The sequence below is a fragment of the Malacoplasma muris genome, from assembly GCF_046774425.1.
GTDB classification, from domain to species: domain Bacteria; phylum Bacillota_I; class Bacilli_A; order Mycoplasmatales; family Mycoplasmoidaceae; genus Malacoplasma; species Malacoplasma muris.
Genome location: NZ_CP177248.1, coordinates 103,968 through 118,881, shown reverse-complemented (window position 1 = coordinate 118,881; position 14,914 = coordinate 103,968). Strand labels below are relative to the sequence as shown.

General features: G+C 24.4%; 16 protein-coding genes and 1 other annotated feature. Of the genes, 1 reads left to right on the top strand and 15 read right to left on the bottom strand.

Annotated elements, in window-relative coordinates:
- Positions 1-3: 3 nt before the first annotated feature.
- On the bottom strand, positions 4-495 hold the full coding sequence (locus ACLFO7_RS00500) for a dUTP diphosphatase (protein WP_412032393.1): 492 nt from the start codon (positions 493-495) through the stop codon (positions 4-6).
- A gap of 188 nt (positions 496-683) precedes the next feature.
- Here ACLFO7_RS00500 and ACLFO7_RS00495 point away from each other — a divergent pair, with 188 nt between their 5' ends.
- Entirely contained in the window at positions 684-1,172 is a 489-nt protein-coding gene (locus ACLFO7_RS00495) for a Holliday junction resolvase RecU (protein ID WP_412032392.1), read from the top strand.
- A gap of 28 nt (positions 1,173-1,200) precedes the next feature.
- Here ACLFO7_RS00495 and ACLFO7_RS00490 read toward each other — a convergent pair whose 3' ends face one another.
- The 14 genes from ACLFO7_RS00490 to ACLFO7_RS00425 form a co-directional block, all read right to left on the bottom strand.
- Positions 1,201-1,563 (bottom strand): hypothetical protein, encoded by a 363-nt coding sequence (locus ACLFO7_RS00490; RefSeq protein ID WP_412032391.1) that lies wholly within the window; start codon positions 1,561-1,563, stop codon positions 1,201-1,203.
- A gap of 32 nt (positions 1,564-1,595) precedes the next feature.
- A complete protein-coding gene (gene rpmA / locus ACLFO7_RS00485; RefSeq protein WP_412032390.1) occupies positions 1,596-1,895 on the bottom strand; it encodes a 50S ribosomal protein L27 in 300 nt (99 codons plus the stop codon).
- A 14-nt stretch (positions 1,896-1,909) separates the two neighbouring features.
- A complete protein-coding gene (locus tag ACLFO7_RS00480) occupies positions 1,910-2,212 on the bottom strand; it encodes a ribosomal-processing cysteine protease Prp (RefSeq protein ID WP_412032389.1) in 303 nt (100 codons plus the stop codon).
- A gap of 2 nt (positions 2,213-2,214) precedes the next feature.
- A complete protein-coding gene (gene rplU / locus ACLFO7_RS00475; protein ID WP_412032388.1) occupies positions 2,215-2,517 on the bottom strand; it encodes a 50S ribosomal protein L21 in 303 nt (100 codons plus the stop codon).
- 13 nt (positions 2,518-2,530) lie between these two features.
- Positions 2,531-2,617: a sequence feature (ribosomal protein L21 leader region), on the bottom strand.
- A 96-nt stretch (positions 2,618-2,713) separates the two neighbouring features.
- Positions 2,714-5,551, bottom strand: a complete 2,838-nt coding sequence (gene uvrA / locus ACLFO7_RS00470) for an excinuclease ABC subunit UvrA (protein WP_412032387.1) — start codon at positions 5,549-5,551, stop codon at positions 2,714-2,716.
- On the bottom strand, positions 5,541-5,897 hold the full coding sequence (locus ACLFO7_RS00465; protein WP_412032386.1) for a hypothetical protein: 357 nt from the start codon (positions 5,895-5,897) through the stop codon (positions 5,541-5,543). The genes uvrA and ACLFO7_RS00465 overlap by 11 nt, the downstream gene beginning before the upstream one ends.
- A 5-nt stretch (positions 5,898-5,902) precedes the next feature.
- The gene (locus ACLFO7_RS00460; protein ID WP_412032385.1) at positions 5,903-6,259 is read right to left on the bottom strand and encodes a hypothetical protein; all 357 of its coding nucleotides are present in this window, start codon (positions 6,257-6,259) and stop codon (positions 5,903-5,905) included.
- 269 nt (positions 6,260-6,528) lie between these two features.
- The gene (gene aspS / locus ACLFO7_RS00455; protein WP_412032384.1) at positions 6,529-8,262 is read right to left on the bottom strand and encodes an aspartate--tRNA ligase; all 1,734 of its coding nucleotides are present in this window, start codon (positions 8,260-8,262) and stop codon (positions 6,529-6,531) included.
- A gap of 13 nt (positions 8,263-8,275) precedes the next feature.
- Complete coding sequence (hisS, locus tag ACLFO7_RS00450; RefSeq protein WP_412032383.1) at positions 8,276-9,535, bottom strand: histidine--tRNA ligase; 1,260 nt, start codon at positions 9,533-9,535, stop codon at positions 8,276-8,278.
- 121 nt (positions 9,536-9,656) lie between these two features.
- Entirely contained in the window at positions 9,657-10,049 is a 393-nt protein-coding gene (rpsI, locus tag ACLFO7_RS00445) for a 30S ribosomal protein S9 (RefSeq protein ID WP_412032382.1), read from the bottom strand.
- Between the two features lie 2 nt (positions 10,050-10,051).
- Positions 10,052-10,504: a 50S ribosomal protein L13 gene (gene rplM, locus ACLFO7_RS00440; RefSeq protein ID WP_412032381.1), complete on the bottom strand. Its 453-nt coding sequence runs from the start codon at positions 10,502-10,504 to the stop codon at positions 10,052-10,054.
- A 188-nt stretch (positions 10,505-10,692) separates the two neighbouring features.
- Positions 10,693-11,187, bottom strand: coding sequence for a hypothetical protein (locus ACLFO7_RS00435; RefSeq protein ID WP_412032380.1), 495 nt, complete (start codon positions 11,185-11,187; stop codon positions 10,693-10,695).
- 10 nt (positions 11,188-11,197) lie between these two features.
- Positions 11,198-13,669 carry an ATP-binding cassette domain-containing protein gene (locus ACLFO7_RS00430; RefSeq protein ID WP_412032379.1) on the bottom strand — a complete coding sequence of 824 codons (2,472 nt, stop codon included), beginning with the start codon at positions 13,667-13,669 and terminating at the stop codon, positions 11,198-11,200.
- A gap of 9 nt (positions 13,670-13,678) precedes the next feature.
- Positions 13,679-14,881: an ABC transporter ATP-binding protein gene (locus ACLFO7_RS00425; RefSeq protein ID WP_412032703.1), complete on the bottom strand. Its 1,203-nt coding sequence runs from the start codon at positions 14,879-14,881 to the stop codon at positions 13,679-13,681.
- Positions 14,882-14,914 lie beyond the last annotated feature (33 nt).

Sequence of the window (14,914 nt, the reverse complement as noted above, 5' to 3'; positions counted from 1 at the left end):
CTACTAATAATTATCCTTTTGTCGTTGATGATTAATATCATTTTTCTTTTTATAAAAATCAATAATGTCTTTTCAAGTGAAACCAAATGTTTTACACAATTCAAATAATTTAATAATAATTACTTCACAATCATGTGCATCATTAATATTTGTAGATGCTTTAATTAAATCCAATATTTTATCAGTTAATTGATCTTTATCATAATTGTTTTCCAAAATATTAAATTCAGTTTTTTCCATTTTATAATAAAGTGATAAAGACAAAATAAAGTGCAAGCAATCAACAAATTCATCACCCAATTTTTCTCTATCATAATTATTTTTAACACTTCAAAATTTAAAACATCTATTAACATTTATCATTTCACACAATTCAACTATAAATGCTAATTTCTTTTTATTTACAACATCATCCTTATTGATATTATGTTTAGTTTCAATATTAAAATCTAATTCTCTTTGTAATTCCAAAATTTCTTTTAAATTAATTGTCATGCAAATACCTATAATAATTTTATTTTTTAAGTCATTAATCTTATATACTAATTAAATTATAAATTTTGTAAATAATTTAATTCAATCACATTAGAATTATAATTTCTTTTAATTATATTTTTAAATTGTTTTAATTAAAAAATATAAAAACAAGATTTTTTTTCGTTTTTATAAATATAGGAGTATTTATGAAAAATAGAGGAATGTACATTGAAGAATTAATTAATAAAACAATAAATTATTACAATAGCAATAATATTGGATCTTTTGAAAAAAGAAATCTACCTATATCAATAAAAGAAATAAACAATAATTTTGTAACAGGATATTTAAAGGAAAAATCTAAAGTAGATTATTTTGGTTTGTTTAAAACTAAGCATGTTGAGTTTGAGTCAAAGCAAACTACAAAAAATTATTTTAGCTTTTCTTTGTTTAAAGAACATCAATTAAAATACTTATTTAAGATTCATGAAATGGGATCTATAAGTTTTTTAATTATTCATTTTTTCAATATTGATTCAACAATAGCAATCAGTTGTGACCAACTTAAGTATTTGTTTAAAACATTCAAAAATAAAAAGATTTCTTATGATATTTTAAAAAAACATGGAAAAGAAATTGCATTAATCTTTCCAGGAATATTAAATTTAATAGAATTTCTAGAAAATTTAGTATAAAAAAATCAACTTATTTATTAAGTCGATTTTATTCATTAATCTTTGGTTTTTTAAAATGGAAAATAATAAGAACAATAATGCCAATTGCACCAACAATTAGTAATGTGATTCCAGGGGCAAACAAATCAATACTTGCTTTTGCTCCTCATTCATTAGCACCAACAAGATTATTATTATAATTTGCTAATTGTTCATGAAAATTACTTCATGTTCCGCCATGACTTAATCAATATTGAAGCAAATTATCATAAGCCACAAAACTTTTATAACCAACACCTATTAAAACACATCCAGCAATTAGTACCAAGGCAAAAAATAAATAACCTAATACAAATAGCGCAAGAGATTTTTTAAATTTTTTTCTTTCTTTTTTAATTTGTTGTGTTTCCATTTTCGTACCTATAAATATATCTAATTATAAAATTATTTTGAAGAAGTAGCAATAATACTTACTTTAGTTTTATTTTCACCAAACATAGTATATTTTACAACCCCATCAACTTTTGCATAAAGAGTATGGTCTTTCCCTTGACCAACATTTTTACCAGGATGGATTCTATTTCCTCTTTGTCTATAAATAATTTGACCTGATTTTGCTCATTCACCATCAGATTTTTTTGCTCCTAAATATTTAGGATTAGAATCTCTACCATTTTTTGTAGAACCAACCCCTTTTTTACTAGCAAAAAATTGCAAATTTAATTTGAAATTATTTCACATCATAGTCATCTTCCTTTCTACAATTCTTTATTATATTTATTTAAGTTAATATAGTTTTTATAACTTTTTTTAACTTCATTTATTTGATTAAAAATAACACTAAGTGCAGTTTCATTTTTGTTATTTAATTTTACAACAATTTTTATGATTGGTACTTTTTCATCAACAGTACAATCAATAATGTCACTTTCATCAAATCATGTAAGAGAACCCATAATGATTGCGCTTATACCAGCACAAACAATATCATTTCCACATTTATTATAATTAGCATGATCTTTAACTATAAAACCATTACTATAAAAATCAATTTTAATCATTATTATTTAACTTCGATACTAGTTACAACAAGTTTTGTATAAGGTTGTCTATGACCTTGTCTTTTAAGGTAACGTGAATATCTTTTATGTTTAATAATACTAATCTTTTTTTGTTTTCCATGTTTTTCAACTTTACATGAAACTTTTGCGTTTTTAACAAAAGGAGTTCCATAATTAGCATTAACCATTAGAACTTTATCAAAAGAAACTACTGTTCCCTCTTTAGCTTCCAATTTTTCAACATATATAGTATCACCTTTTTTAACCTCATACTGTTTTCCACCAGTTATAAAGATTGCAAACATACTATATCCTCCATGTAATACTTAGACTCGCCTAGATAAGGTATTTTTAGATTTATAAACTAAAGATTTGAAAACCTATTAAGAGCGGTTGAAGCTGCATAGATTTGATATATACAGCATTTATAATAATATCATATTTATTACTAATAGTTTGTAAAAAAAACATGAGTACAATTTTATATTTGAATTAGTTATTTTAAAGAATTTTATCTAAAAATTGACCTGTGTATGAAATATTTTTCTTGTCCGAAATTTGTTCTGGTGTTCCAGATGCTATCAATTTTCCTCCACCATCTCCTCCATCTGGTCCTAAGTCAATTACATAATCTGCAACTTTAATCATATCTAAATTATGTTCAACTATTATAACTGTATCTCCATGATCAACAATATGGTTTAATACTTCTATTAGTTTTGAAATATCATGAATATGCAATCCAGTTGAAGGTTCATCCAATACATAAACTGTTCTACCTGTTGGTCTTTTTTGAAGATATTTTGCCAACTTAATTCTTTGGGCTTCTCCACCAGATAAATGAGTTGAAGATGTTCCAAGTTTTAAATAATTTAAACCAACATCAGCCATTAAATCCAATTTTCTTTTAATTTCAGGATTTTCATAAAAGAATTTGATGGCTTCATCAATTGTCATTTCTAATACATCATAAATTGATCTTCCTTTATATAAAACTTGCAAAGTTTCTTCGTTATATTTTTTACCATCACATTCAGTACACTTAACATACACATCTGGTAAAAAATGCATTTCTATTTTTATCAATCCATCACCACAACAATTTTCACATCTTCCACCTTTAACATTGAAAGAAAATCTTCCTTTTTCATAACCTCTTGCTTTTGCTTCATTTGTTCTTGCAAATAATTCTCTAATATCATCAAAAACAGAAACATATGTTGCTGGATTACTACGTGGCGTTCTACCAATCGGATCTTGAGAAACTTTAACAATTTTATCTATAAATTCAACACCTTTTATTGTTTTGTACTCTTTTGGAACTATAAAAGGATTCAAAAGTTTCTTTTCAATACCTTTTACAAGAGTCTCGTTCACAAGGGTTGATTTACCACTTCCACTAACTCCAGTTACTGCAATGAATTTTCCTAATGGAAATTTAACATCAATATTTTTTAAATTATTTCCTTTTGCACCAACTATTTCTAATACTTTACCATTTCCTCCACGTCTTTTTTTAGGAACATTTATTCTTTTCTTTCCACTTAGATATTGACCTGTAATAGATTTTTCAATTTTTACAACATCTTCAATGGTCCCACATGCTACAAGTTCTCCTCCATAACTTCCAGCTCCTGGCCCTATATCAATTAAAAAATCTGATTCTCTCATTGTTTCTTCATCATGTTCAACAACAAGTAGTGTATTTCCAAGATCTCTCATTTTCTTAAGAGTGTCAATTAATTTTTCATTATCTTTTTGATGCAAACCAATTGAAGGTTCATCTAAAACATATAATACTCCTGTTAAAGACGAGCCAATCTGTGTTGCTAAACGAATTCTTTGTGATTCTCCACCACTTAATGTAGATGCACTTCTTGATAATGTTAAATAATTTAATCCAACATTTTCAAGAAAAGATAATCTATTAACAATTTCTTTTAATGCAAGATTGGCAATTTTTGCATCTGATTCATCTAATTTTAAATTTAAGAAAAAATTAATTGCTTTTGAAATATTAAATTCTGTTAAATCAATGATGTTTGTATCATTAATTTTTACAGCCAAAGCTTCTGGTGATAATTTCTTTCCATTACAAACATGACAATCAATATTTGACATAAATTTATTATAAAATTCTCTTGCATATTCACTTGAAGTTTCATGATACCTTCTTTTAATTAAATCAGCTATTCCTTCAATTGTTCCATATGCCTCTCTTTTTCTTCCATCTTTTGCTTCAATTATATATTCAATAGCTTCATCACTACCATGAAAAACTACTTGCTTTTCTTCTTTAGTTAAATCTTTAAAAGGTTTATCTAGATTAATATTAAAATGATTTAATAATGATAGTGTTTTCTTTAAATCATATGTTGGATCTTCCATAACATTTTTATAATAAGCAATAGCCCCTTGATTAATTGAAAGATTTTGATCTGGTACTATTTTATTTACATCAGGTTCATAAGTAAAACCTAATCCGTTACAATATTTACAAGCACCAATTGGTGAATTAAAAGAAAATAATCTAGGTTCAAGATTTGGAATAGAAAATCCACAAACATCACAGGAATGGTTTTGGCTAAAATATAATTCTTCATTATTTATAATTACTAAAATTTTACCATCAGATTCTTTTGAAGCTTTTTCAACAGCATCATAAATTCTACTTCTAGTAGGATTATCTTTATTTAAAATTATTCTATCTATGATCAAATCTATAGTATGTTTTTTATTTTTATCTAAATCTATTTCATCATCAAGTGATAATATATTTGAATCAATTCTAACCCTTAAATAGCCTCGCCTTTTTAACTCTTCAATTTTATTTTTAAAAGTACCTTTTTCTTGTTTAATGATTGGAGATAATATTTGTATTTTATCACCCTCATTAAAACTAAAAATATTATCAACAATTTGTTTTATAGTAATTGTTGATATTAATCCATGACCGTTTATACAAAAAGGCTTCCCAATTCTTGCATAAAGTAGTCTAAAATAATCGTAAATTTCTGTTACTGTGCCAACAGTTGATCTTGGATTATGCGATGTAGTTTTTTGGTCGATTGAAATTGCTGGAGAAAGACCTTCAATTGAATCAACATCTGGTTTTTCATTGCCTCCCAAAAATTGACGAGCATATGAAGAAAGGGATTCTAAATATCTTCTTTGACCTTCTGCATAAATTGTGTCAAAAGCCAAAGAAGATTTGCCACTACCAGATAAACCTGTGATTACAACCAATTTATTCTTTGGAATTTTAATATCAATATTTTTAAGATTATTTTCTCTAGCACCCTTAACAGTAATATACTCTTTAGAATCTTTATTTGACATGTTTATCTTTGCCTTTCTTACTTATTTTTTTATGACTATCAACTATTTCTTCAATATCATTTTCTAATTCAAATTCTTTTATATTACTAATTGAATCAAACATTTTCTTTGATTTATTATTTAAATCAAATTTTTCTATATATTGAAAATCAATATCATTATTTTGAATCGGTTTTGGATCATCAAGACAATAATCTATAAAATTAGAAATATCTTCAAATTCATTTTTATATTTTTTTAGTTTGAAATTTACAATATTTTTTAAAATATCTTTAGATTTAGTATTCAAAATTGAATGTGAGTAACTCAAAACAATTAACAATAAGGCATTTTTAATATAACCCATATTTATTATTTCTTTTCTCTAATAACTTCTTTTAATTGTTTTGAAATTTTAACTGCAGATTCTTTATTTTCAGTAACATATTTTAATACTGATTCAGCATTTTGTTTTACTACACCTTCAATAATGTCAATATAATTTGATAATTTAACTATAGATTCTACTGCTGGTGTTAAATATTCTGTTTTGTAAATTAAATCTTCTACTAAATAATCTATTTTTTTTGACACAATACTAATTCTTCTATATGCAATAAATTTATAAATTGAAACAATTATTCCTATTGAAACTAAAATTCCAACTAAAATTAATAATCACAAAATTGAATCTAATTGTATAGTAACAACATTCTGATTCATTATCATAATTTATACCCCTAACCAATATAAGAATTATATATTAATTGAATGTTTTATATAATAAAAACAACTTAATTATTTTAGTTAAATCAGAATAAATCTAACATCTAAATTTTAATTAATATTTATAAAAATTTTATAATAATAAAGATTGTTATAAAAATATTTATTTGTGTTAACAATTTTTGTGTTTATAAAAAATATTCATAATCATTTATAAATTATGAATATCAACTCATTTATAAAATTAACATAATTAATCTTATATTTAATTGCTAAACTCTTTTTATGAATAATTCTTTTAAAGATTCTTCATCTACATTAGATGGTGTATCCATCATTAAATCATATCCTGATGAATTTTTTGGAAATGCTATAATTTCTCTAATATTACTTGAATTAGATAATATCATTATAAATCTATCAAGTCCTAAAGCTATTCCACCATGTGGAGGTACACCATAATTAAACGCATTTAATAAAAATCCAAACTTTTCTTTAATTTGATCATTTGATAAACCAAGATATCTAAATACTCTGGATTGAACTTGATGGTCATGAATTCTAATAGAACCACCACCAATTTCAAACCCATTTAAAACTATATCATATGATTGCGCCTTTGCATTTTTAGGGTCTTTATCAAAAGTATCAATTGTATCTAATGTAGGACTTGTGAAAGGATGATGTGCAGAAACATACTTTTTTTCTTCCTCGCTATATTCAAATAAAGGTCAGTTTACAACTCAACAAAAAGCAAAATCTTTTTCATATTTAATATTTATCATTTTTGCTGTTTCAACTCTTATTGCGCCTAAAGCACTCAAAGCAATATCTTTCTTATCTGTAACAAACAATATAGTTCCTGTTTTAATTTTATTGTCATCAAAAATTGATTTAATGATTTCTTCTTCTACTATATTTGCAATTGATCCTGATTTATTTTTATTTCCATCAAAATATAATCATGCCAAACCTTTTGCATTATTATCAATTGCAAATTTTTCAAGCTGACTAACTTGATTTTTTGATAATTCAATTTCATCTACAATAATAGCTCTAATTGTTTTAGATTCATTTAATGAATTAGAAAAAACTTTAAATTTAGTAGAAATAAAATATTTTGATACATCTAAAATTTTCATTCCATATCTCAAATCTGGTTTATCAGATCCATAATTTTCCATAGCATATGCATAATCTATTCTTTGAAATGGAATAGTCAAATTAACATTCATAACAGTTTTAAAAACATGTACCATTAAATTTTCTATTAAATCCATTATATCTTCTTGTTTAAAGAAAGATGTCTCAATATCTAATTGAGTAAATTCAGGTTGTCTATCTGCTCTTAAGTCTTCATCTCTAAAACATTTAGCAACTTGAAAATATCTTAAAAATCCACTTACCATTAACAACTGTTTGTATATTTGTGGTGACTGAGGCAGAGCATAAAATTTTTTAGATCTAGTGGGTACAATATAATCTCTTGCACCTTCTGGTGTTTGTTTTGACAAAATAGGTGTTTCAATTTCAATAAAATCATTATCAATTAAAAATGTTCTTAATGCGTGAATTACCTTAGATCTAAAAATAATATTTTTTTGAATATTTGGTCTTCTTAAATCTAAATATCTATATTTTAATCTTATATCCTCAAGACCATCTGTATTTTCTTGAATTAAAAAAGGAGGAGTAAGTGACTTTGAATGCAAAATAATACTGTCTAATTCTATTTCATATAATCCAGTACTTAGCTCTTTATTTGGATTAGTTCTAAGAACTACTTTACCTTTAATAGAAACAACTGATTCCTTTGTAATAGAAAGCGCTTGTTGAAAAAATTTATTTTTTTCATTAATTACAACTTGTACAATTCCTGTCCTATCATAAATATCCATAAAAATAATTGAACCAAGTTTTCTATTTTTTTTAACTCATCCATTCAATACTACTTCTTTGCCTAAATACTTTTCAGAAATACCATTGCAATATAAATAATTTTTCATGATATTATCTCCCTTATAAATTATCTTTTAAATAATTAATTAATTCTGTAATTTTTATGCTAATTTCTTTTTTTGTGTCCTGATCTTTTATTAAAATTATTCCAGCATCTTTTTCCTTATCTCCAAAAATTAATATTTTTTTAGGATTTAATTTTGATGCATATTTGAAATGTTTATCTAATTTGTCTAAAGATAAATTGCTATCTACACTAAAACCACTTTTTCTTAAAGCATCAGAAAGGTTAAGTGTATTTAATTTTGTATTTCCAAATGAGGCTATATAAATATCTAATTGTTTTGAAGAAACATTTTGATTTTCAGCAACATATGCTGCAACTAATCTTTCAATACCTAAAGCAAATCCCATACAATCAGTATCTTGTCCACCAAGCTCACCAACTAACTTACTATATCTTCCTCCACCAATTATTGTATTTTCGCTTAATTCTTTGGAAGTGCTAATATATTCAAATACCAAACCAAAATAATAATCTAAACCTCTAACCATAGTTGAGTCAAATTCATATTCAATGTGAAGTACATCCAATGAGTGTTTAATAAAATCAATTTCATTTTTTTCTTCATCTGTTAAATATTTGTCAATTTTTGGTGCATTTTTTACAACATTTTTTTTAGAATCAACTTTATCATCAAAAATTCTTAATGGATTTTTAATTACTCTATTTTTTGAATCGTCAGATAATTCATCAATATGCTTAGTAAAATAATTTTTCAAATCATCCATTCATTTTTTTCTAGTATCAAATGTACCAATATAATTAATTTTTAATTTATAATTCTTAATTTTTAATAAGTCTAATACCATTTTACTCATTAACAGTATTTCTATTTGATTATAGACATTTTTTATTCCAATATTTTCAATCCCAAATTGATGAAATTGTCTGCTTCTTCCATTTTGTGGCCTTTCATATCTAAACATTGGACCAATGTAATACAATTTTAATGGCAAAGGCATTTTAGATAACATTTTGTTTTCAATTACACTTCTTATTACAGAAACTGTTCCTTCTGGTCTTAATACAATTTCTCTATTTCCCTTATCTTTGAAATCATAAAATTCTTTAGTAACAATATCTGATGTTTCACCTATATTTCTAATAAATAATTCTTTATGTTCAAACATTGGTGTAATAATTTCACTATAATTATAAAATTTTGCAATAATCTTTAAAATGTTTACAACATGATTAAAATTATCTAAGTCTAATCCAAAAATATCATTTGTTCCTCTAGGTTTTGTAATGTTCATATTCTCTCCAACATACAATACATATATTGTATATAAAATTTAAAATTATATTTTAGTAATTAAATTATTAAATAAAATACACTTTTTAGAAAAACTAAAAAGTGTATAAATAAATAATAAATTAACGTTTTGTAAATTGAGGACTTCTTCTTGCACCATAAAGACCATATTTTTTTCTTTCTTTAACTCTAGAATCTCTAGTTAATAATTTTTGAGATTTTAAAGTTTTTTTGAATTCTTCATTTGCAACTATCAAGGCACGAGCAATAGCTAATCTAATTGCACCTGCTTGACCTGTAAATCCGCCACCTTCAACATTTACCATAACATCATAACTGCTTTTAGTTTCAGTTAAAACAAGTGGTTGTTCCATATCTTGAATTACTAAAGCATTTGGAAAGTATTCTTCTGGTTTTCTACCATTAATTGATATTTTTCCAGATCCTGGGACTAATTTTACTTTAGCTACTGATGATTTTCTTCTTCCTAAGCCTTTATATTCAACTTTACTCATAACTATTTACCTAATTTTCCTAATTCATATTCTTGAGGTTTTTGTGCTTCATGTTTGTGAACTGCATTTTTATAAATGTGTAATTTTTTGATTAACTGTCTAGATAATCTATTTTTTGGCAACATTCCTTCAACTGCTTCATAGATTAATTCATCAGAATATTTTTCTATCATTTCACCAACACTTCTTTTTCTTAATCCACCAATATAACCTGAATGATTGTATCTAAATTCTTTTTGATCTTTATCACTACTAACTCTTATTTTATTTGAATTAATAATAATTACATTATCCCCACAATCAACATTTGGTGTAAAATCAGGTTTATTTTTACCACGTAACAAATTAGCAACCTCAACTGCTAATCTACCTAAAATTTTGTCAGTTGCATCAATTATATATCACTTCTTATTTGATAATGCTTGTTCTTTTTTAACAAAAGTAGTTTTTTGCATAACATCTCCCAAAACACATACCATATTATTATATATAAAAAAATAAAAAATTTATAATATTATTACATATTATAGATAGTTAATAAACAAATACTGTGTACTAATAATATTTTATATTATATCTTTTAATATTCATAAAAATAAAAAGATTATTCTAAATTAACAAGAATAATCTTTATAAATTTCTACTATTTTACAAATATTGCAACAAATATAAAAGCAACTAACAAAAGACCATAAAATGTAAAAGAAAGTCAAAAGGCAATTTTACTTCTTTGAATTTTTTCATCTAAAAATTCAGAAAATTCTTCTTCGTTTTCAACATGATTATAAGCAAAATCTTCTTTATTTTGTGATCCAAAAAAAACAATATTATCAAGTTTTAGTTTTCTATAATATTTCAAAATAGTCCATCTAATTTTTAAATTAAATTTTTGTCTAGATATTAATCAAAAAACATTTAAACAAAAACAAACACCTGATGCTATTGAAAGTGAATTGTATCAAACTAATTTAGTAACATATATTCCAATTAAACTTATCACTACATACACAATAGATATTATTGCTAGTGCAACTCAACCAGAAGTGTATTTATACTGTTTAAACTTATTTTCTGCTTTCTTTACATTTTTATTATTTTTATTTTCACTGTTAGTATATTGTTTGAGACCTGTCTTCATAAATAAAAAACTACTTTTTTAATCACTCTTTAATTTGATCAGGAGTTGCAAGAACTTGATGATTTTGTTTTCCGTTCACTAGCTCAAATTTAGGTTGATTAAGTGGTCCATAACTTTTATCATATGTCATTTCTTCATCAAAAGAAGCTAAATCTACATGTATTTTAGATAATTCTGGTGCTGCATTAAATAATGTTTTAGTATAAGGATGGATAGGATTTTTAAAAATACTTGAAGCATCACCTTTTTCAACAATTTTACCATTATGCATAATAATTACTTTATTACATGCATAAGACACCATTGATAAATCATGTGCTATAAATAAGAAAGTCACACCATGATCTTTAGCTAATTTTTTCATAATATTAATAACTTGCGATTGAATAGAAACATCAAGAGCAGAAATTGGTTCATCAGCAATTATAAGTTTTGGTTTAGTTATTAATGCTCTAGCAATAACAATTCTTTGTCTTTGACCACCAGAAAATTCATGAGGATATCTATAAGCATGTTCATGTTTTAAACCAACACTTGTTAATGCGTTATAAACTTTATTAACAGTTATTATTTTCAAAATTCAGAAATATCAAATTCATGAAAATATAGAGTGAGAATCATGTAGTAAAGTAACAACTCTAAAACTACTAAAAGCATTTCTATATTGATAATTAATTATTTTTTGAGTTTTTCACTTTGGATTAAGTGATTTTCTAATTACTCTTATGTAATTTCATTTCTTTATTTTTTCAAAAAATGATTTAGTATTTAACATTTCTTTTTCAGAAAACTTATCTAAGAATTTCACAATAGCAGCTTTAAATGCCTTTTTTGCTTCTTTAGAATTTTTTATAATTTCTTTAATTTCTTTTGTTCTGTTTTGGTAATTAACTTTATTATCTGATTCTGTTTTTTTTCAGTCTAAAATAATTTTATTTCTTTTTTCTGCAACACTTTTATAATTTTCTTTTGCATTAAAATAATCTTTTTTTCACTTTTCTAAACTAGCACTTTTATTTGATCTAATTTTTATTTTTTCATCATTAATTTTAATATTAAAATCTTCTAATTTACTTTTATGTGTTGCAAGTTCTACTAAAAAAGTATCTAATGTTTTATTTGATAATTTACTATATTCAGATTTTAATAACATATATATTTCTGATGAATCAATAATAAATTTTTGCTTTGATTCAACTTTTACTTGGTCTACAAACTCATTAATGCTATCTAATGACTTGATTAATTCAATTTTTTTGTTCATATTTGATTTATCAAATTCATTTTTCTTATTTAATAAATCTGTCAAAATAGAATTATATTTATTTACTCTATATTCTTCAACATCTGCTACTAAAGAATCAATTTCTTTAGCACTTAAATATTTAAATTCATTTGTTAATGAATTTAAAATATTCTTTGATTCACGATATGAATATTCTTGAAGTAAATAATACAGATATAAAAAATTATCTTTAGATAATAATTTTTCTTGCTTAAAAGATTTTATATTAGAAATAATTTTGGCTCTTAAAACTTTAAAATAATTTTTATTATCAACTAAATATTTTGAATAAAAATCATTTTCAAATTCATTTATAAAATTAGATAATTTATTTTTGTCATTATTCAATTGAATGTAGTAAGCTGATTTATTCTTTAAGTTTTTCACTTGTCTTAATTGTGTTGAAGCCTTATATAATTCAATATCAATTTGATCTAACTTACCTTCATTATATTTATTAATGTTTGAGTCTATTAAATCCATTTGCTTTTTTGTGAAAACATAAGTTTTTTCCATATTCAATTGTAAGTCATCTAATAAATCACTCAAAATAGAATCTACTACTTCAGAAGCACTAAATAAATTTTCAACTTCATTCAAATTATAATTAACTAAATTATTTGTCCATTTTTTATAAATATTAATTAATGATTCAAAATAATCTTTTTTAAAACTTAATAGATTTTCCTTATTAGCTTTATGAAATGTATATTTAAAATATTTTTTAATAATATTAATCTTTTTAATGAATTCTATAGATTCTTTTTGAACAATCCCATTTATAACAAGTGGTTCAGACACAGTTTTTAAAACATTTTTGATTGGATCCATTGATGACATTGGATCTTGAAAAATCATTTGAATGTTTTTATGCATTCATCTTTTCTTACTAATAGAAAGTCTTTGTTGAGAAATTAATTCATTATCAAATTCAATAACACCACCAGAAGCTTGATGTAACTTAATTATTACTTTACCTGTAGTTGTTTTACCACTTCCAGATTCACCAATAATCCCAAAAAAATCTCCCTTATTTACATCAAAAGAAATATTATCAAGAACTTTTTTATAAGCACCTCTGACTCTAAAAATCATGTTCAGATCTTTAACACTTAATAGAGGCTTTTCTTTAGTATTTTGAAGAGGTTTAGAAACTGCTTTTATTTGCTTTTCAGCAATCAAAGAATTTTTATTCATTTTATTTCACTATCCTTTCTTAATACTATTTTCCTTTTTATTTTTTTCTTTAATTTCTAAAGATTTTTTAGCAAGAGATAATTTTTTCATAACTTCATCTGGAATGTTTTTCATTGGAGAATTTTTATCAAGCAATCATGTTGCTGCTTTGTGTGTCAATGAATTTCCTACATTAAACATTGGTGGTTGTTTTTCAAAATCAATTTCTAATGCATATTTATTTCTAGGGGCAAATGCATCGCCAATTGGTGGAATAATTAAATTTGGAGGTGTACCAGGAATAGATGCTAATTCTTGATCACTATTACTATCTGGTATAGAACAAATTAAAGCTCATGTATATGGATGTCTAGGATTTGTAAAAATTTCTTTTATTAGTCCTTGCTCAACAATTTTACCAGCATACATTACATAAATGAAGTCACAAAAGTTAGCTACTAAACCTATATTATGTGAAATTAAAATAACTGTAATATTAAGCTCATCTCTTAATTTTTTAATTAAATCCAAAACTTTTGCTTGAATAGTAACATCAAGAGCAGTAGTAGGTTCATCTGCAATTATCAAATCAGGTTCACTTACTATTGCCATTGCTATAACAATTCTTTGTCTCATTCCTCCTGAAAATTCATGAGGATAATCTTTTATACGTTCAGAAATATTTTTTATACCAATAAAATCTAACACTCTAAAAAGTTCAGAATTAACATTATGTTTTTTAATAGATTCTTTATATTGATGAATTAAAGTTTGTTTTTCTTTGTTATATTCTTGTTTTAAAACACTTTTTTTATCATTTGTTACATTTTTTAATTCACTGTGTAATTTTTGTTTTAAGTCTAAAAGTTTTTGTTGTAATTTTCTTTTTTTAGTAATAAGTATTGACTCTATAACTTGTTCGCCAATTCTTTTTGTTGGATTTAAAGAAAGCAAAGGATCTTGAGGAATATAAGCAATCTTACTACCTCTTACATGTTTTCATAATCTTTCATACCTAACTTGAGATAAGTTAAAATCCTTAAATTGTAATGCATCTGCAGTAGTAATACATTTTCCATTAAAACCAATTAATGATTTTACAGTAACTGATTTACCACTACCAGATTCACCTACTATACCAATAATTTCACCACGCTTAACTTTTATAGATACATCTCTAACTGCATGTATAATACCTGCTTTATTTTTAAATGATACATTTACATTTTCCATATCAACAATAAATTCTGGATGTTCTTCAACCTT